The 18,062-nt window shown below is 65.2% G+C and carries 15 protein-coding genes; 1 reads left to right on the top strand and 14 read right to left on the bottom strand.

What is annotated here, in order from left to right; all coding sequences use genetic code 11:
- Positions 1-2: 2 nt before the first annotated feature.
- The 12 genes from DIR46_RS15680 to DIR46_RS15625 all read right to left on the bottom strand — a co-directional run bounded on the left by DIR46_RS15680 (position 3) and on the right by DIR46_RS15625 (position 15,414).
- On the bottom strand, positions 3-2,228 hold the full coding sequence (locus tag DIR46_RS15680; RefSeq protein ID WP_109346053.1) for a GGDEF/EAL domain-containing response regulator: 2,226 nt from the start codon (positions 2,226-2,228) through the stop codon (positions 3-5).
- An 8-nt stretch (positions 2,229-2,236) separates the two neighbouring features.
- Positions 2,237-4,408, bottom strand: coding sequence for an HDOD domain-containing protein (locus tag DIR46_RS15675; protein WP_109346052.1), 2,172 nt, complete (start codon positions 4,406-4,408; stop codon positions 2,237-2,239).
- Positions 4,409-4,723: 315 nt separating this feature from the next.
- Positions 4,724-6,013 carry a multidrug effflux MFS transporter gene (locus DIR46_RS15670; protein ID WP_109346051.1) on the bottom strand — a complete coding sequence of 430 codons (1,290 nt, stop codon included), beginning with the start codon at positions 6,011-6,013 and terminating at the stop codon, positions 4,724-4,726.
- Positions 6,014-6,025: 12 nt separating this feature from the next.
- Positions 6,026-7,228 carry a THUMP domain-containing class I SAM-dependent RNA methyltransferase gene (locus DIR46_RS15665; RefSeq protein ID WP_379763162.1) on the bottom strand — a complete coding sequence of 401 codons (1,203 nt, stop codon included), beginning with the start codon at positions 7,226-7,228 and terminating at the stop codon, positions 6,026-6,028.
- A gap of 171 nt (positions 7,229-7,399) precedes the next feature.
- The gene (locus DIR46_RS15660) at positions 7,400-7,813 is read right to left on the bottom strand and encodes a CopD family protein (protein WP_109346049.1); all 414 of its coding nucleotides are present in this window, start codon (positions 7,811-7,813) and stop codon (positions 7,400-7,402) included.
- Positions 7,814-7,830: 17 nt separating this feature from the next.
- The gene (locus DIR46_RS15655) at positions 7,831-9,096 is read right to left on the bottom strand and encodes a glutamate-5-semialdehyde dehydrogenase (RefSeq protein WP_109348044.1); all 1,266 of its coding nucleotides are present in this window, start codon (positions 9,094-9,096) and stop codon (positions 7,831-7,833) included.
- 231 nt (positions 9,097-9,327) lie between these two features.
- Positions 9,328-10,341: a DNA polymerase III subunit delta gene (gene holA / locus DIR46_RS15650; RefSeq protein WP_109346048.1), complete on the bottom strand. Its 1,014-nt coding sequence runs from the start codon at positions 10,339-10,341 to the stop codon at positions 9,328-9,330.
- Between the two features lie 14 nt (positions 10,342-10,355).
- A complete protein-coding gene (locus DIR46_RS15645) occupies positions 10,356-10,877 on the bottom strand; it encodes an LPS-assembly lipoprotein LptE (protein ID WP_205288984.1) in 522 nt (173 codons plus the stop codon).
- 9 nt (positions 10,878-10,886) lie between these two features.
- A complete protein-coding gene (gene leuS / locus DIR46_RS15640) occupies positions 10,887-13,529 on the bottom strand; it encodes a leucine--tRNA ligase (protein WP_109346047.1) in 2,643 nt (880 codons plus the stop codon).
- Between the two features lie 130 nt (positions 13,530-13,659).
- Positions 13,660-13,986, bottom strand: coding sequence for a barstar family protein (locus DIR46_RS15635; RefSeq protein WP_109346046.1), 327 nt, complete (start codon positions 13,984-13,986; stop codon positions 13,660-13,662).
- 2 nt (positions 13,987-13,988) lie between these two features.
- Entirely contained in the window at positions 13,989-14,798 is an 810-nt protein-coding gene (gene dapB / locus DIR46_RS15630; RefSeq protein ID WP_109346045.1) for a 4-hydroxy-tetrahydrodipicolinate reductase, read from the bottom strand.
- Positions 14,799-14,808: 10 nt separating this feature from the next.
- Entirely contained in the window at positions 14,809-15,414 is a 606-nt protein-coding gene (locus tag DIR46_RS15625) for an outer membrane protein assembly factor BamE (RefSeq protein WP_109346044.1), read from the bottom strand.
- A 79-nt stretch (positions 15,415-15,493) separates the two neighbouring features.
- Between DIR46_RS15625 and fur the strand changes: the two genes are divergently transcribed.
- Positions 15,494-15,925, top strand: a complete 432-nt coding sequence (fur, locus tag DIR46_RS15620; RefSeq protein ID WP_109346043.1) for a ferric iron uptake transcriptional regulator — start codon at positions 15,494-15,496, stop codon at positions 15,923-15,925.
- 88 nt (positions 15,926-16,013) lie between these two features.
- Here fur and hrcA read toward each other — a convergent pair whose 3' ends face one another.
- Positions 16,014-17,042 carry a heat-inducible transcriptional repressor HrcA gene (gene hrcA / locus DIR46_RS15615; protein ID WP_109346042.1) on the bottom strand — a complete coding sequence of 343 codons (1,029 nt, stop codon included), beginning with the start codon at positions 17,040-17,042 and terminating at the stop codon, positions 16,014-16,016.
- A 118-nt stretch (positions 17,043-17,160) separates the two neighbouring features.
- Entirely contained in the window at positions 17,161-17,862 is a 702-nt protein-coding gene (locus tag DIR46_RS15610; protein WP_109346041.1) for an HAD family hydrolase, read from the bottom strand.
- Between the last annotated feature and the right edge of the window lie 200 nt (positions 17,863-18,062).

The raw sequence follows: 18,062 nt of genomic DNA, 5'->3' as shown, positions 1-18,062 counted from the left end.
GGTCAGGCCTGCACCGCGCGCAGGCTGGCGCCCGACTGGGTGCGCAGCGCGGCCATGAAGTCCTGCAGCGAAATCGGGCGATAGAACAGATAGCCCTGCATCGTCAGGCAGCCGTTGGCGCGCAGGTAGCGCGCCTGCTCCTCGGTCTCGACGCCTTCGGCGATCAGGTTCAGGCCCAGGCCGCGCGCGATCGAGATGATCGCCAGGATCACCGGATAGTGGCCGTCTTCCTGGTGGATCTCCTTGACGAAGGACTGGTCGATCTTGACCGTGTGGATCGGGAAGCGGTGCAGGTAGGACAAGGACGAGTAGCCGGTGCCGAAGTCGTCGATGGCGATCGACACGCCCAGCTGGCACAACTTGTTGAGCTGCTCGATCGCATACTGCGGATTGCGGATGCAGATGTTCTCGGTGATCTCGACCTCGATCTGCTGCGGCGAGATGCCGTGGCGCGCCAGCGCGCCGCGCATCTTCTCGAAGAAGTCGCCGCGGTCCAGGTATTGCGGCGACAGGTTCAGCGACAGGCGGATCTCGCTGCCGCCGATCGCATTCCACTTCAGCATGTCGCGGCACAGCGCGCCGATCATCCAGTCCGAGATCGGCAGCATCAGGCCGTTCTCTTCGGCGAACGGCAGGAACTCGCCGGCCGACAGGCGCCCGCGCGTTGGATGGTTCCAGCGCATCAGGGCTTCGGCGCCGGTGATGCGGCCGCTCATCGCGTCGATCTGCGGCTGGTAGAACATCTCCAGCTCGTCGTGCTCGAGCGCGCGGCGCAGCGCCTGCTCCAGCGCGATCTTCTGGTGCGACACTTCGAGCATCGAGTCGTGGTAGAAGCTGTGGCCGTTCTTGCCCAGCGCCTTGACCTGGTACATCGCGATGTCGGCGTGGCGCAGCAGCTCGTCGATCGATTCGCCGTCCTTCGGGTAGATCGCGATGCCGATCGAGGCCGAGATGTGCACCTCGTGGCCGTCCAGGTCGAACGGCTCCTGCAGCACCTCCAGGAATTTGTCCGCCACCATGCGCGCGTCGTCGCGGTCGCGCAGCTCGGGCAGCACGATCGTGAATTCGTCGCCGCCCTGGCGCGCCAGGGTGTCGCCCTTGCGCAGGCATTCCTTCAGACGTCCCGCAGCCTGCTGCAGCAACTCGTCGCCCTTCACATGGCCCAGCGTGTCGTTGACCAGCTTGAAGCGATCGAGGTCGATGAACATCACCGCGAGCTCGGTCTGCTTGCGCTTGGCCTGGATCACGGCCAGGCCGAGGCGGTCCTTGAACAGGATGCGGTTCGGCAGGTCGGTCAGGATGTCGTGGTAGGCCTGGTAGGAGATGACCTCTTCGGCGCGCTTGCGGTCGGTGATGTCGCGCGCCACGCCATAGGTGCCGAAGAATTCGAGCTTCTTCACTTCCTGGTCCGGCACGTGCATGCCGATCGCGTTGAGCGAGATCGTCATCAGGGTGGTGTTGAAGGTGCGGTCGTGGCGCTCGAGACCATTTCCTCCGCCGCGGCATTTGAGGCGCAGCTCGACGTTGCGCGAGGCGCGCTCGTCGACGCGGCGCTCGTTGAACACATAGCGCGCGCGCTCCAGGTCTTCCTCGTGCACCAGGATCGAGTAATGCTGGCCGATCAGCTCCTCGCGGGTGTAGCCGAGCAGCTGGTAGGCGCGGTCGTTCACAAAAGTGAAGCGGCCCTCGTGGTTCAGCGTATAGATGATGTCCGGCGACGAGTCCACCAGGTAGCGGTACATCTTCTCGGAGTTCTCGAGCTGGTTCGCGATGCGCGCGTTATCCAGCGTCAGGCGCCGCCGCTGCAGCGCATTGCTCACGGTGGAGAGCAGCTCCTCGCGGCTGTAGGGCTTGCGCAGGTAGCTGTAGGCGCCGCGCTTGAGCGCGCCGATCGCGGCGTCGATGCCGATCTCGCCGCTCATCACGATGACGTCGGCGTCGATCCCCTTCTGGTTGATGAAGTCCATGATCTCGTGGCCGCCGATGTCGGGCAGGCGCAGGTCGAGCAGGACGAGGTCGAAGTGCTGGCGAGACAGCTGAGCCAGGGCTTCAGTCCCCGACGGCGCGGTGACCAGGCGGTAGCCGCGCCCCTGAAGCAGTTCGTACAGCGAGGACAGCAGGCGTGGCTCGTCGTCGACCAGCAGCAGGCGCGGCTGGCTGTCGGTCTCGAGAGTCTGGGAAAAGGGAGCGGGTTCGCCGGGAAGCATGTTGGCGGGATGCGCGTGCATGGTGAGGGTTAAGCGGAACCGAGGGCGCGCGCCGGCAGCGCGGGGGCCGCACCGGCGCCGGACCACGCCGGCAAGAGGATTTCAAAGGAAGTGCCGGCGCTGCCGCTGCGGCAGGCGATGTGGCCGTCCAGCTGCTTGACCAAGCCGTGGACGATCGACAGGCCCAGGCCGCGGTTGGCGCCGGCGTTGGCGCCGTCCTTGGCGCTCCTGACCGGAGAAAACAGGTTGGCCAGCACCTCGCGCGACAGGCCCGGGCCGTTGTCGCTGACGACGAGTTCCAGGTAGACCCGGCGCTCGCGGTTCACGTGGCCGCGGTTGACGATCTCGATCCGCCCCGCCGGGCGCGAGCCCAGGGCCTCGACCGCGTTCTTGATCAGATTCACCAGGATCTGCTTGAGCACGTCGGGTTCGCCCTCGATCGCGCCATCGCCTTCCATGCGCGCCACGATCTGGGTCGTGGCCGGCACGTAACCGCTGCCGCGGAACAGGCGCAGCACGTCGTCCACCACCTTGGCCGCATCGAGCGGACGCGGAACGGCGTCCGGCGTCCTCTGGTCGGCCAGGCTGCCGATCAGCTGGCCGACGCGGTCGATCTCTTCGTTCAGGATCGACAGCTCGCCGCCCACCGGCTCCTGGCGCGCCAGCTTGCCGTCCAGGACACTGAGGTAGTTCTTGATGATCGCCAGCGGATTGTTCACTTCGTGGATCACGCGGCGCGAGGCGTCGCGGAATTCCTCGGCCACGCTGGCCAGCTGGCGCCGCGCGTGGCCGCGCTCGAGCAGCAGGTTTTCCAGCGCGCTCGCGGCCTGCGCGCCGAAGGCCTGCATGAAGCGCTCGCGGCGCTGGCAATGCGGCAGCTGCCAGCCCGGCACGCCGCCGACCAGCACGCCCAGGCAGCGCGGACCGGCGACCAGCGGCACCACCACCAGGCTGTCGGTGCCGAGCATGCGCAGCAGCTGTTCCTCGGCCAGGCCCAGCTGATCCCGCTGGCGGTCGCGCTGCACGAAGGCCGGACGGCGTTCCAGCGCGCTGCGCGCAACCGGGCCGCCTTTCGCCAGCGGCAACGTGAACTCGGCGATGCGCTGCGCGCCGAAGGTCGGGGCGCCGGCAAGCAGCTGGCCGGTCGGGTTCTCGAGCAGCACCACGGCGCTGTCGAAATCGAACAGGATGCGCGCGGTGCGCGTCATCGCGTCCAGCAGGCCCGACTCGCCCTGCTGGCGCGCCAGGCTCTGGCCGACTTCGGACACCAGCACCATATTGCGCACTTCCTCGTTCAGGCGCTGCTGCACCGGATCGACGGGCGGCGGCGGCGCGTAGGCCGGTGGCCTCGGGATGTCGTCGGCGCCCGCCAGGTCGATGCCCAGGTGGGCGGCGGCCTGCTCGACCTGGCGCGCGGCCTTCTCGACCAGCCGGGCCGCCTGCGCGGCGTCGACGCCGCACAGCGCGCCGGCCTCGCTCACCATCGTCGCATCGTCCGCATGATGGGACAGCACGTGCGCCAGGCGCACGATGCGGATCAGCGGATGGCTGGACTCGAGCCGCTCGCTCGGTTCGTGGTGGTAGAGCACCGCGTCCGCCAGGAAGGAATCGAGCTGCCAGCGCTCGATCAGCCAGGCGCCGGCCTCGGTGTGGGTGATCTGCAGGGTGCGCTGCTCGACCGCGCACAGGTCGTCGTCGTCGCGCGCGGTGAAGTTGAAGCCGTATTCCTTGGGCGCCGCGGCCAGCAGCGCCAGCCGGCCGACGTTGTGCAGCAGGCCGGCCAGGTAGGCTTCTTCGGGATGCGCGTAGTCGATCGCGCGCGCCACGTCGCGCGCCAGCACCGCCGCGCTGAGCGAATGCTTCCAGAACGCGCGCAGGTCGGTGCTGTTCGAATGGGGAAAGCTGTTGAAAGTCTGGAACACCGAATCGCTGATGACCAGGGTCTTGATCATGTCGGTGCCGAGCGCCACCAGCGATTGCTCGAGGTCGGCGCTGCGCGTGTGGCGGTGGTAGGCGGAGCTGTTGGCGACCGCCAGCAGCTTGCCGGTCACGCCGGCATCCTTCGCGATCAGGGCGGCGAGTTCCGGCATGCCGAGGTCGTCGGCCTGCAGGTGCTCGATCAGCTTGACCAGGATCTGCGGCATGGCCGGCAGACGGGCAATCAGCAAACGATTGCGAATGTCCTGGTCGGATTGGTGCATGTTTTCTAGCACGGCCGCCACTTGTCGAAGATTGGGTTGGTGGCGTTGCCCGCTACCCGGGGCGGCCACAACATCTGGCACTTCAGTCAATGGAACAGGCGCGTGAATTGCCCTCTGCTCCGGATGTAAAAAACGTATCGTAGCATATATACATTTCTGATCAGGAACAATAGTTTCAATAGTAACTCTTGCCGAAGGCTGGCTCTAACTGTAAGACAGAGGAAAAGCAGACTTATGCTTGTTGCATCGATACGACTGTTGCATAAAATTTCGTGAATTTCAGGCACAAACACCCGGCATGCGCCGGGTTCGCACTCAGGGGACGTGTTCTCCCCGCGCACGCAATTTGCGCCGGTGGCGCCGCGCCGTGTCCCAGAACGCCAGCGAGACCAGCACGAAGAACATCTGGCCGACGGCCAGCGCCAGCACCGAGTGCGACAGCATCGGGGCGACGACGCCGGCCACGATCGCGCCCAGCAGGGTCGAGACGAAGGACTGGCACGAGGCCACGGTGCCGCGGATGTGCGGGAACAGGTCGAGCGCCAGCAGGGTCGCGCCGGGCGCGATCAGCGAGCTGCCGAAGGTGAAGAAGAACATCGGCGCCACCGTCCACGGCAGCGCCGGCGGCAGGAACGCGTGGTAGGTCACGTTGAAGGCCACCGCCCCCAGCATGAAGAAGTAGCCGATGCGGATCTGGCGCGCGAAGTCCATCCTGCCGGCCAGGCGGTTGGCCATCAGCGAGCCGAGGAAGATCCCGCTCACGGTCGGCACGAACAGCCAGGCGAATTGCGACGGCCCCAGGCCCAGGCTTTCGGGCAGCATGACCGGCGCCGCCGCGATGTACAGGAACAGGCCGCCGAAGTTCAGGGCGGTCACGCCGGCCTTCATGTGGAACAGGAAGGAGCTGAAGATGGCGCCATAGCTCTTGGCCAGGAAGCGCGGGTTGAACGGCTGGCGCTTCGGTGCGGGGATGGTCTCGGGCAGGTGCTTCCAGCAGAACCAGCCGAGCAGCACGGTGTACAGGCACAGGGCCAGGAAGATCGCGCGCCAGTCGAACCACAGCACGATCCAGCCGCCCACCACCGGCGCGATGGCCGGCGCGATCGAGAAGATCATGGTCACCATCGACAGCAGGCGCGCCGCCGCGGTATCGGAATACAGGTCGCGGATGATGGCCCGTCCCACCACCACGCCGGCCCCCGCCGACACGCCCTGCATGATGCGGAACACCCACAGGTAATGCACCGAGGACGCCGAGGCGCAGCCGAAAGTGGCGACGGCGAACACCACCAGCGCCACCAGGATCACGTTGCGGCGCCCGAAGGCGTCCGACAGCGCGCCATGCCACAGCACCATGCCGGCGAAGGCCAGCATGTAGGCGGTCAGGGTCTGCTGCACCTCGAGCGGGGTCGCCGCCAGCTCGGCCTGGATCTGCGGGAAGGCCGGCAGGTAGGCGTCGATCGAGAACGGCCCCAGCATCGACAGGGCCGCCAGCAGGGTCGCCAGGCCGCCGGCCGACAGCATCGCGATCTTGTGGGGAGTGGGGAGCGGAACCGGGGTGACGGGGTCCTTCGGAAGATCGGGCGGGTCGGTTGGCGGCAGCATCGTCAGTCCAGGTCAGTCCTGCTTTGGTTTTGCTTCTTCGCGACGGTTGAAACCGGCCACCATGTCGAAGCGGAACAGGCGGCATTCGAGCGCGCCGTTGAAGAACGGCGTCTTGCGCGATTCCTTCAGGCGCAGCATCTTGGGCAATCCCAGGTCGGCGGTGAACAGGTAGGCGGTCCAGCCGGCGAAGCGCTGCTTGAGCGTGGTGGAAAAGGCCGAGTAGAAGCCCAGCGCCATCTCGTCCTGCGGCACGGTGCTGTCGCCGCGCACGCCGATCCGTTCGCCGTACGGCGGGTTGGTGAGCAGGATGCCCGGTTGCGCGGTCGGCGCCGACACGTGCTGGGCCTCGATCTGCTTGAGCGGCACCTCGAACAGGATGCCGGCCACCTTCAGGTTATGGCGCGTCATGGCGACCATATCGCCCGAGATGTCGGAGCCGAAGATGGTCGGCTCGTTCGGCAGCGGGTTCGGCTTGATCGCGGCCTTCATGTCGGCCCAGGCCTGGCGGTCGTGGTCGGCGAACTGTTCGAAGGCGAAGCGGCGGCGCGCGCCGGGCGGGATGCCCTGCACCATCTGGGCCGCCTCGACCAGGATCGTGCCCGAGCCGCACATAGGGTCGAACAGCGGCACGCCCGGCTTCCAGCCCGAGACGCGCAGCAGGCCCGCGGCCAGGTTCTCGCGCAGCGGCGCGTCGCCCGTCTCTTCGCGCCAGCCGCGCTTGAACAGCGCTTCGCCCGAGGTGTCGAGGTAGATGATGAAGTTGCGCTGGTCGAGGAAGCCGACGATGCGCATGTCCGGCTCGCGCGTGTTGACCGAGGGACGCTTGTTGTACTGGTCGCGGAAGCGGTCGCAGATCGCGTCCTTGATCTTGAGCGTGGTGAATTCGAGGCTCTTGAGCGGCGACTTGACGGCGGTGACGTCCACGCGGATCGTGTGGTCGGGGCCGAACCAGTCTTCCCAGGGCTGCTCGAGCACCAGGTCGTAGATGTCGTTCTCGTTGCTGTAGCTGCGCTGGCCCATCCGCATCAGCACGCGCGAGGCGATCCGCGAATGCAGGTTGACCAGCCAGGCGTCCTGCATCGTGCCCGAGCAGTGCACGCCGCCCGGCACCTGGTTGTGCACCTTGAAGGTGGTGGAGAGTCGGGCGATCTCGCCCAGTTCTTCGGCCAGCGCCGCTTCCATGCCGCGCGGGCATGGGCAAAAATATGAGGCCATGAGGGGTACCCTTTGTCCGTTGATGAAACTGTGTTGACAACGCGTCAGCCACGTCAGTGGCTGACCGTTTGATTATTTAAAGCCACCTGCTTCAAGACGTCATCCCCGCGCGGGCGGGGATGACGTTCATGCGTAGCGCGAGAAAGCCCGCCACACTCTGCGCATACTACGTCAGAACGGCTTGACGGTCGCCAGGATCACGATCACCAGCAGCAGGATCACCGGCACTTCGTTGAACCAGCGGAACCACGTATGGCTGCGCGTGTTCACGCCGCGCTCGAATTTTTTCAGGATCGAACCACAGGCGTGATGGTAGCCGATCGCCAGCACCACCAGCACCAGCTTCGCGTGCAGCCAGCCGTGCTTCATGCCGATCATCATCGCCAGCCACAGGCCGAGCAGCAGCGCCGGCACCATCAGGATCGTGGTGAAGCGGTACAGGCGGCGCGCCATGCCCTGCAGGCGTTCCAGCGCGGCCGGGTTGGTTTCCTGGGCCAGGTTCACGAAGATGCGCGGCAGGTAGAACAGGCCGGCGAACCACGAGGCGATGAAGACGATGTGCAGGGCTTTGATCCAGAGGTACATGCGGTTCCTTGTTATGGTTATTGACGAACTTCGCCGTGCCCGAACACGACGTACTTGAGCGACGTGAGTCCTTCCAGCCCGACCGGCCCACGCGCATGCAGCTTGTCGTTCGAGATGCCGATCTCGGCGCCCAGGCCGTATTCGAAGCCGTCGGCGAAGCGGGTCGAGGCATTCACCATCACCGAGGCCGAGTCTACTTCGCGCAGGAAGCGCATGGCGCTCGTGTAGTCCTCGGTGACGATGGCCTCGGTGTGCTTCGACGAGTACGCGGTGATGTGGTCGATCGCCTCATCCATGTCGGCCACCACCTTGACCGCCAGGATCGGAGCCAGGTATTCGGTCGCCCAGTCTTCTTCTAGCGCGGCGGCCAGGTGCGGATAGCCGGCCAGGATCTCACGCGCCTCCGGGTCGGCGCGCAGCTCGACCTCCTTCGTCGCATACAGCGCGGCCAGGCGCGGCAGCACGGTGGGCGCGATCCCGCGCGCCACCAGCAGGGTTTCCATCGTGTTGCAGGTGCCGTAGCGGTGGCATTTGGCGTTGAACGCGACCGCCAGCGCCTTCTCGACGTCGGCCTTGTCGTCGATGTAGACGTGGCAGATGCCGTCCAGGTGCTTGATCATCGGCACCGTGCTTTCCTTCATCAGGCGCGCGATCAGGCCCTTGCCGCCGCGCGGGACGATCACGTCCACGTACTCCGGCATCGTGATCAGGGCGCCGACGGCAGCGCGGTCGGTCGTGTCGACCACCTGCACCGCATCCTGCGGCAGGCCGGCGCCCGCCAGGCCCTCGGCCACGAGCGTCGCCAGCGCGCGGTTGCAGTGGATCGCTTCCGAACCGCCGCGCAGGATGGCGGCATTGCCGCTCTTGATGCACAGGCCCGCCGCGTCGACCGTCACGTTCGGGCGCGCCTCGTAGATGATGCCGATCACGCCCAGCGGCACGCGCATCTGGCCGACCTGGATGCCGCTCGGACGCACCTTCATGTTCGAGATCTCGCCGACCGGATCGGGCAAGGTGGCGATCTGGCGCAGGCCGGCGACCATGGTGGCGATCGCGCCGTCCGACAGCGCCAGGCGGTCCATCAAGGCAGGGGCCAGGCCGGCGGCCTGCGCCATTTCCAGGTCCTTCTGGTTGGCGGCGCGCAGGCTGTCGGCATCGCGCTCGATGGCGGCGGCGATCAGTTCCAATGCGCGGTTGCGGGTGGCCGTATTGGCGCGCGCCATGGCGCGCGAGGCGGCCCGGGCCTGGCGGCCCAGCTGGTGCATGTGTGCGGTGATGTCCATCGTGATTCCCGTTGCGTTATCGATCAGGCGCGCCGAGCGATGCACATCCGTATCGAGAGCGGCTGCCTTAGGGAAGCACTGCTTTATTCATGGCGGGGAATCGGCCACGAGAAAATGCACCCTGCAGCGTTGCAAATCCTCGCGATACCACGGGGTATCGCTGCGGTTTGCGCCTTGCCGGGCACATTTTTCGTGACCGATTCTCTCCCGCCAGAATAAAGCAGTGCTTCCCTAGCGCGCCACCTTCAACGCCAGCTGCAACATCGCATCCCACGCATCGCCCGCGAAGCCCTTCGCGCGCAAGCCCTTGACCATGCGGTCGACCTGCGCCGCGTCCTGCAGCGCCGCCTCGAGCGTGCCAAGCGACACGCGGCGCAGCGCCGGTTCCATCATCCGCTCGCGCGGTCCCCAGATCCGGTATTCCTTCAGCAGCGCGCCCAGCGGGCGTCCCTGCGACATGCCGGTCTTTAATTTTAGCAGCGTGCGGATCTCTTCGGACACCGCCCACAATACCAGCGGCAGCGCCTCGCCCTCGCCCTTCAGGCCTTCGAGCATGCGCGCCAGGCGCGCCGGGTCGCCGCCCAGCATCGCCTCGGACAGCTTGAACACGTCGTAGCGCGCCACGTTCAGCACTGCGTCGTGAACCTGCTCGAAACTGAGCTTGCCCGGTTCGTACAGCAGCCCCAGCTTCTGGATTTCCTGGTGCGCCGCCAGCAGGTTGCCCTCGACCCGGTCGGCGATGAAGTCCAGGCTCTGGCGCTCGGCGCCCTGGCCCTGGTTCGACAGGCGCTGGCCGATCCAGCCAGGCAGGTGGGCGCGTTCGACGTTCGGGATCTCGATATAGACCGCCGCCTGCTGCAGCGCCGTCACCCACGACGACTTGGCGGTCTGCCAGTCCAGCTTCGGCAAGGTGATCAGGGTGAGGTTGTCGGGGCTGAGGTCTTTCGCGTAGCTCTGCAGCGCGGCGCTGCCGTCCTTGCCGGGTTTGCCGGTCGGGATGCGCAGCTCGATCAGCTTCTTGTCGCCGAACAGCGACAGCGCCTGGTTGGCAGCCAGCAGCTCGCCCCACTTGAAACTGCGCTCGACCGTAAGCACGTCGCGCTCGGTGTACCCTTGCGCGCGCGCCGTCTTGCGGATCCGGTCGGCCGCTTCCAGCGCGAGCAGGTGCTCGTCGCTGGTGATCACGTACAAGGGAGCCAGTCCCTTGCCCAGATGGCCGTCGAGTGCCTCGAGCCGCAACTGCATCGTCGCTTACTTCCTCACGCCGGCTTGATCGCCGCCAGGCGGCGCAGGATCTGCTGCACCAGGTCGGACTGCATGTCGCGGTACAGCAGCGCTTCTTCCGATTCCTTGGCCAGCACCTGCGATTCGTCGAAGGCGATATTGCGGCGCAGGGTGATCTCGGTCGGCGCCAGCAACTGGCGGTTGTTGGCGTCGCGTACCTGGAACACCAGCGTATAGCTGAGCGAGTACTCGCGCACCCGGCCCAGGCTGTTGAGCGACAGGATCGATTTGCCGCGCGTTTCGCTGATCACGTCGAACAGGGCCTGGGCCTTGGAGGCGTCGGTCTCGATGCGCACGGTGTCGCCCGCGCGCAGGTTGCGCTTGAGCTCCGTGCCCAACGGCGAGGCCTCGTTGAACGACAGCCAGATGCTCTGGAACGGCAGGTTGTACTGGCCGTCGCTGCCGCGCAGCTGGAAGCCGCAGCCAGCGAGCACCGCCGCCATCATGCATGCGGCCAGCGCACGCACCAGGAACTTGCTCGACACGAATTTGATCATGCGGAACCCTTACACGACGATGTTGACGAGTTTGCCCGGCACCACGATGACCTTCTTCGGCGTGCCTTCGATGAACTTCTGCACCGCTTCCGAAGCCAGCGCCGCGGCTTCGATGGCGGCCTTGTCGGCCTCTTTCGGCACCTTGACCGAGCCGCGCAGCTTGCCGTTCACCTGGATCATCATCTCGATCTCGGACTGCTCCAGCGCGGCCGGGTCGACCTGCGGCCAGGCTGCGTTCAGGATGTCGCCATGGGCGGTGGCAAAGCCCAGCTCCTGCCACAGCGCGTGGGTGATGTGCGGCGCGACCGGGTTCAGCAGGCGCAGGAAGATCGAGAAGCCTTCGGCGATGATGGCGTTCGAGGCCGCCGAGTCGTCCAGCTTCGCGGATTCCAGCGTATTGAGCATCTTCATGCAGGCCGAGACCACGGTGTTGTACTGGATGCGCTTGAGGTCGTAGTCGGCCTGCTGCAGCACCTTGTGCACTTCGCGGCGCAGCGTCTTCTGGTCGTCGTTCAGCGTGCCTTGCGCTTCACCGTTGAACGATGCCGCAATGCGTTCGCGCTGGGCATAACCGAAGGCCCACACGCGACGCAGGAAGCGGCTGGCGCCTTCGACGCCGCTGTTCGACCATTCCAGCGTCTGTTCCGGCGGCGAGGCGAACATCGTGAACAGGCGCGCGGTGTCGGCGCCGTACTGCTCGATCTGGGCTTGCGGGTCGATGCCGTTGTTCTTCGACTTCGACATCTTCTCGGTGCCGCCGATCTCGACCGGCTGGCCGTCGGCGCGCAGGATCGCGCTCTGTGGGCGGCCCTTGTCGTCGAAGGTCAGATCGACGTCGGCGGGGTTGAACCAGGTCTTCTTGCTGGTCTCGTCCTCGCGGTAATAGGTCTCGTTGAGCACCATGCCCTGGGTGAGCAGGTTGACGAACGGCTCGTCGAACTTCACCAGGCCGAAGTCGCGCATCACCTTGGTCCAGAAGCGCGCGTACAGCAGGTGCATGACGGCGTGCTCGATGCCGCCGATGTACTGGTCCATCGGCATCCAGTAATCGTTGCGGGCGTCGACCATCGCCTCGTTCGAACCCGGCGAGGTATAGCGCATGTAGTACCACGACGAATCGATGAAGGTGTCCATCGTGTCGGTCTCGCGGCGCGCCGGCTTGCCGCATTTCGGGCAGTCGCATGTCAAGAACGCTTCGTCCTTGTTGAGCGGGTTGCCGGTGCCATCCGGGACCAGGTGCTCCGGCAGCACGACCGGCAGGTCGGCTTCGGGGACCGGCACCGAACCGCATTCGCCGCAGTGGATCATCGGGATCGGGGTGCCCCAGTAGCGCTGGCGCGAGATACCCCAGTCGCGCAGGCGGAAGGTGGTTTTCTTTTCGCCCAGGCCCTGTTCGGCCAGTTCGCCCGCGACCGCGTTCACGGCCGAGGTGTAGTCAAGGCCATCGTACTTGCCCGAGTTGATGGTGCGGCCGTTTTCCTTGTCGCCGTACCACTCCTGCCAGGCTTCCAGCGAGAATTCCTGGCCCTCGACCGCCACCACCTGCTTGATCGGGAGGTTGTATTTCTTCGCGAAGCCGAAGTCGCGCTCGTCGTGCGCCGGCACGCCCATCACGGCGCCGTCGCCATAGGTGATCAGGACGTAGTTGCCGACCCAGACCGGGATCTGCTCTTGCGTGACCGGATGGGTGACGAACAGGCCGGTCGGCATGCCCTTCTTCTCCATCGTCGCCATATCGGCTTCGATCACGGAACCCATCTTGCACTCGGCGATGAATTCCTGCAGGGCCGGGTTGTTGCGGGCCGCGTGCTGGGCCAGCGCGTGTTCCGGCGCCACGGCGCAGAAGGTCACGCCCATGATGGTGTCGGCGCGGGTGGTGAACACGTACAGCTTGCCGTCGTTGATCGGCTCACCGTCGTCGTCCTTCACGCTGTGCGGGAAGGCGAAGCGCACGCCGGTCGACTTGCCGATCCAGTTGGCCTGCATGGTGCGCACGCGCTCCGGCCAGCCCGGCAGCTTGTTGTCGACGTGGTCGAGCAGCTCGTCGGCGTAGTCGGTGATGCGCACGTAGTACATCGGGATCTCGCGCTTCTCGATCAGCGCGCCCGAACGCCAGCCGCGGCCATCCACGACCTGTTCGTTGGCCAGCACGGTCTGGTCGACCGGGTCCCAGTTCACGGTGCCGGTCTTCTGGTAGATGATGCCTTTCTCGAGCATCTTGAGGAACATCCACTGGTTCCACTTGTAGTAGTCCGGTTTGCACGCGGTCATCTCGCGCGACCAGTCGATCGCCAGGCCCATCGATTCCATCTGGCCACGCATGTGGGCGATGTTCGAATACGTCCATTCGGCAGGGGGCACGTTGTTGGCCATCGCCGCGTTTTCGGCCGGCATGCCGAACGCGTCCCAGCCCATCGGCATCAGGACGTTATAGCCGTTCATCCGCAGGTAGCGGTACATCACGTCGTTGATCGTATAGTTGCGCACGTGACCCATGTGCAGCTTGCCCGATGGGTAAGGCAGCATCGAGCAGGCGTAATACTTGCCTTTCGGGAAACGCGGATCGTTTTCGACGGCCTTATAGGCGTCGATCGATTTCCAGTAGGCCTGGGCGGCTTGTTCTACTTCGGCTGGACTATATTTTTCTTGCATGATTCTGCAGACGTAATGTGGGATGTGGAACCGGTCATTATAACCCGTTCATTTTGCACTGCGGCGAAGGCGCGGTGCGTGAGGGAAAATGCAAAGAAGGCAGCATCCCGGTGAACGCTGCCTTCGAGGATTAACGCAGGACCAGTTCCAGCGCCGGCTTTTCGCCATAGTCCTCGTAACGCTCGTTGATGCCGCCGACGCAATAGCTCAGCTCTTCGAGCAGGTCGGGCGCCGCCGCCTTCATCTTGTCGGCCTCGAGGATGACGATTTCCAGCACCTCATCCGCTTTCAGGCGGAACCTGGTCATGTTCTCGTCGTCGCGCAGATAGCTCATGCAGTCGACCCAGGCGTCGATGCTGTCCGCATACGAGGCCGGGAAACCGAAGGCCTCGCGGCTCTGCTGGTGAAACGATGCCTCATCGACAATGACGGCGCCGTTCAGTTGTGCCACCGCCATGATCAACCCTTCAGGCCCAGCACGTCCTGCATGTCGAACAGGCCGCTGGCCTTGTCCGCCAGGAAGCGCGCCGCGCGCAGCGAGCCGTGGGCATAGGTCACGCGGCTGCTCGACTTGTGGCTGATCTCGATGCGTTCGCCGGTGCCGAGGAACATCACGGTATGGTCGCCCACCACGTCGCCGCCGCGCACGGTGGCGAAACCGATGGTCGACGGATCGCGCTCGCCGGTGACGCCTTCGCGGCCATAGACGGCGCACTCGTTCAGGTCGCGGCCGATGGTGGAGGCGACGACTTCGCCCATCCTGAGCGCGGTGCCGGACGGCGCATCGACCTTGTGGCGATGGTGCGCCTCGACGATCTCGATGTCATAGCCTTCCGAAAAACTTTTTGCGGCCATCTCGAGCAGCTTGAGCGTGACGTTCACGCCCACGCTCATGTTCGGGGCGAACACGATGCCGATTTTTTCGGCCGCAAGCGCGATCGCGGCCTTGCCGGCCTCGTCGAAGCCGGTGGTGCCGATCACCATCTGCTTGCCGTTGGCGGCGCAGTATTCCAGATGCTGCAGGGTGCCCTCGGGGCGGGTGAAGTCGATCAGCAGATCGGCATTGTGCAGGCCGTGCTTGATGCTGTCCTCGATCGGCACGCCGGTCAGGATGCCGGCGAAGGCGCCCGCGTCCTGGCCGATGAAGGGCGAACCCGGCACGTCGAGGGCGCCGGCCAGGCGCATGTCGGGCGCCTCCTGGATGGCTTCGATCAGCATGCGGCCCATGCGGCCGCTGGCGCCGGCAACGGCGATGTTCAACATGGTCATGCTCGCCCCCTTATTGCTGCGTTGCAGGCGCATTGACCTTGGCCGGCTCTACCGGGCGTCGGTCGGGATGGGCCTTGCTGCCCTTCGACGGACCGGCGATGCGGTCGATGTACTCGCGCTCGCTCGGCAGATTGCCGCCCTCGAAACGCTCGACCACGTCATTCTTGAAGAACACGGTCACGCGGCTGGTGGTCAGCTCGCCATTGCCGCGCGCCAGGTAGAACGGGTAATCCCAGCGGTCGGCGTGGAAGGCGTCCATCAGCAGCGGCGAACCGAGCAGGAAGCGCACCTGGTCGCGGGTCTGGCCGGCCTTGAGCTGGTTCAGCATCTCTTGCGAGACGAAGTTGCCCTGCTGGATGTCTGGGCGATACGGCGAGAAGATCCACAGGAAGCGCTGCAGGCGCGTGGCCTGGACGGTCTGGGCGCCGGCATTGGCGATGGCGGCCGACTTTTCCGCGTCGGACGCACTGGCGGCCGCATCCGTCGCCACCGGCGGCGCCGGACGCGTCTGGTTACGCCAGGAGGCGCAGCCGGACAGCGTCAACGTGCAGGCGAGACCCGCCGCCAGCGCCGCTTTGGTGGAGAATCGATGGAATACGGCTTGTTTGACAGGCATAGTTAACCTCAATACGTTCGAGCGGGAGCTTCCAAAACGCTATATCATAAAGCACTCCGCCAATATTCGAGTGACAAACATGAGTAACAACCCGACCGACCTGAAGGCGAGCGGCCTCAAGGCCACGCTGCCACGGCTGAAAATCCTGGAAATCTTCCAGAACAGCTCCGTGCGGCATTTGACGGCGGAAGATGTCTACAAGATCCTTCTTGCTGACAATATGGACGTGGGCCTCGCGACCGTTTACCGCGTATTGACCCAGTTCGAGCAGGCCGGCCTGCTCAACCGCAACCATTTCGAGACCGGCAAGGCCATCTATGAGCTCAACGCCGGTTCCCACCACGACCACCTGGTGTGCGTCACCTGCGGCCGCGTCGAAGAGTTCTACGACGACGAGATCGAAAAGCGCCAGCAGATGATCGCCGAACAACACGGCTTCACGATCGTCGAGCACGCGCTGGCGATCTATGGCAGCTGCCCGCAGTGCCGGGGTATCGCCAAGCCGGAGTGATTCCGCAACTGGTACGGCCGGTGTAAAGCTAAGTAAAAAGGGCGCATGGGAACCATCCCACGCGCCCTTTTCTATTGTTGTTGGCAATTCAGCCGTGACTGAGGGCGTTCGACAGCAGCTTGGCCGTGATGTCGACGATCGGGATCACCCTTTCATAGGCCATCCGCGTCGGGCCGATCACGCCCAATGTGCCGACGATGCGGCCGTCGACCGCATACGGCGCCGTCACCACGCTCATCTCGTCCATCGGCACCAGCTTCGATTCGCCGCCGATGAAGATCTGCACGCCGCCGGCTTTGCTCGACACGTCGAGCAATTGCATCAAGCCAGTTTTTTGTTCGAACATCTCGAACATCTGGCGCAGCGAACTCATGTTGGACGACAGGTCGGACACCGACAGCAGGTTGCGCTCGCCGGCGATGACCATGTCATCCCCCTCGGCCATCGCCTCGCTGCCGGCCTCGACCGCCGCCTGCATCAGGCGCCCCATATCGTCGCGCAATTGCTGCAGCTCGCCACTCAGGCGCTTGCGCACTGCGTCGAAGGACAGGCCGGCGAAGTTCTGGTTCAGGTAATTGGCCGACTGGGTCAGTTGCGCGGGAGAATAATCCTTATCGAGCAGCAGCAGCCGGTTCTGGACGTCGCCGCGCGGATCGACGATCACGAGCAGGATCCGCTTTTCGCCCAGGCGCAGGAATTCGATCTGCTGGAATACCGACTCGCGGCGCGGGCTCTGCACCACGCCGGCGAATTGCGACAACGAGGACAGCATCTGCGCCGCGTTGGCGATCAGCTTCTGCGGTTGCAGGTTGGATAAGGGCTGCGGCAAACGCATGCGCTCGGCATCGACCGCCTTGTCGTCGATCGGCCCCACCGTCAGCAGGGTGTCGACGAACACGCGGTAGCCGCGCGGGGTCGGGATGCGGCCGGCCGAGGTGTGCGGACTGGCGACGAATCCCATCTCCTCGAGGTCGGCCATGACGTTGCGGATGGTGGCTGGCGACAATTCCAGGCCCGACAGCTTGGACAGCGCGCGCGAGCCTACCGGCTGGCCGTCGGCGATATACCGTTCGACGAGGGCTTTGAGCAGGGTTTGGGCACGTTGGTCGAGTTGCATGATTCCGGGAAACGTTCGAGAGCGTCCTTGTTTAAGGTGTGCATTATAGGCAGGTTGGGGCATGGTACGGGCGGCACAAGGCTTGCTGTGACGCATGTCCAACGCTCTTGCCCTTGTACTACATGAAGCCGAGCCAGTCGAGCAGCGCGTCGAGGCTGGCCACCTCGACGTCGGGCCGGACTTCATGGGCGAGCTCATTGACCTTGCCGGTCCGGTTCATCCAGGCCGCGCGCAGGCCCGCGCGCTGGGCGCCCTGCACGTCCAGCAGCAGGTCGTCGCCCACGTACAGGGTCTCGCCAGGCTCCACGCCGAGCGCGGCGCAGCCGGCCAGGAAGATGCCGGGGTCGGGCTTGGCGCGGCCATACTGCCGCGCCGCCACCGAGGCCTGGAAGTGGTGGGCCAGGCCGATGGTCTGCAGGTCGGCCACGCCATTGGTGACCGAACCGACCAGGACGTGTTTCTTCAGGCGCTCGAGGCCCGGCACGACATCGTCATAAGGCGTCACGGCATTGCGGGCGGCAAAGAACACGGTCATCGCCAGTTCGACCTTGCCGGGATCCTCGCCCACCTGTTCGAAGGCGGCGACCAGGCCGGCGTGGCGCAGCGCGCCCAGGTCGATCCCGAATTCGGGGCGCGCCGCCAGCAATTCCAGGCGCGCCGCGCGCAGGCTGTCGATCGTGAAGCGTTCGGCCACCAGCGGCGCATGCTCGGCCAGCCAGGCATACAACAGTTTTTCGGCTTCCAGGATCACGGGCGCGATCGGCCACAGGGTATCGTCGAGGTCGAACAGGACGGCTTTCGGCCAGGGTTGGCGGGTCATCGGCTTCCAGGTCAAGAGGGGAGAAAAGGTGCGCCCCAAGCATAGCGATGCGCCACGCCGAATGCAATGCGCACGCCGTCAGCGCCCCGGAATGTTGCCTTTGTTGAATTATGGTTACACCAAGATACAAAACCAAATGCGCCCGAAATGGACCAGCTGCTTGCCAAATGGACTAAAATGTTGAGCGATTTTTCCATTCT

Source organism: Massilia oculi (assembly GCF_003143515.1).
Taxonomy (GTDB): Bacteria; Pseudomonadota; Gammaproteobacteria; order Burkholderiales; family Burkholderiaceae_D; genus Telluria; species Telluria oculi.
The sequence above is the reverse complement of the archived record's forward strand: the minus strand, read 5'-3'. Positions and strand labels throughout refer to the sequence as shown.

Bases quoted from the DNA above. Each gene is read 5' to 3' on its own strand.
- DIR46_RS15680 (WP_109346053.1), bottom strand. From the start codon at position 2,228: ATGCACGCGCATCCCGCCAACATGCTTCCCGGCGAACCCGCTCCCTTT.
- DIR46_RS15675 (WP_109346052.1), bottom strand. From the start codon at position 4,408: ATGCACCAATCCGACCAGGACATTCGCAATCGTTTGCTGATTGCCCGT.
- DIR46_RS15670 (WP_109346051.1), bottom strand. From the start codon at position 6,013: ATGCTGCCGCCAACCGACCCGCCCGATCTTCCGAAGGACCCCGTCACC.
- DIR46_RS15665 (WP_379763162.1), bottom strand. From the start codon at position 7,228: ATGGCCTCATATTTTTGCCCATGCCCGCGCGGCATGGAAGCGGCGCTG.
- DIR46_RS15660 (WP_109346049.1), bottom strand. From the start codon at position 7,813: ATGTACCTCTGGATCAAAGCCCTGCACATCGTCTTCATCGCCTCGTGG.
- DIR46_RS15655 (WP_109348044.1), bottom strand. From the start codon at position 9,096: ATGGACATCACCGCACACATGCACCAGCTGGGCCGCCAGGCCCGGGCC.
- holA (WP_109346048.1), bottom strand. From the start codon at position 10,341: ATGCAGTTGCGGCTCGAGGCACTCGACGGCCATCTGGGCAAGGGACTG.
- DIR46_RS15645 (WP_205288984.1), bottom strand. From the start codon at position 10,877: ATGATCAAATTCGTGTCGAGCAAGTTCCTGGTGCGTGCGCTGGCCGCA.
- leuS (WP_109346047.1), bottom strand. From the start codon at position 13,529: ATGCAAGAAAAATATAGTCCAGCCGAAGTAGAACAAGCCGCCCAGGCC.
- DIR46_RS15635 (WP_109346046.1), bottom strand. From the start codon at position 13,986: ATGGCGGTGGCACAACTGAACGGCGCCGTCATTGTCGATGAGGCATCG.
- dapB (WP_109346045.1), bottom strand. From the start codon at position 14,798: ATGACCATGTTGAACATCGCCGTTGCCGGCGCCAGCGGCCGCATGGGC.
- DIR46_RS15625 (WP_109346044.1), bottom strand. From the start codon at position 15,414: ATGCCTGTCAAACAAGCCGTATTCCATCGATTCTCCACCAAAGCGGCG.
- fur (WP_109346043.1), top strand. From the start codon at position 15,494: ATGAGTAACAACCCGACCGACCTGAAGGCGAGCGGCCTCAAGGCCACG.
- hrcA (WP_109346042.1), bottom strand. From the start codon at position 17,042: ATGCAACTCGACCAACGTGCCCAAACCCTGCTCAAAGCCCTCGTCGAA.
- DIR46_RS15610 (WP_109346041.1), bottom strand. From the start codon at position 17,862: ATGACCCGCCAACCCTGGCCGAAAGCCGTCCTGTTCGACCTCGACGAT.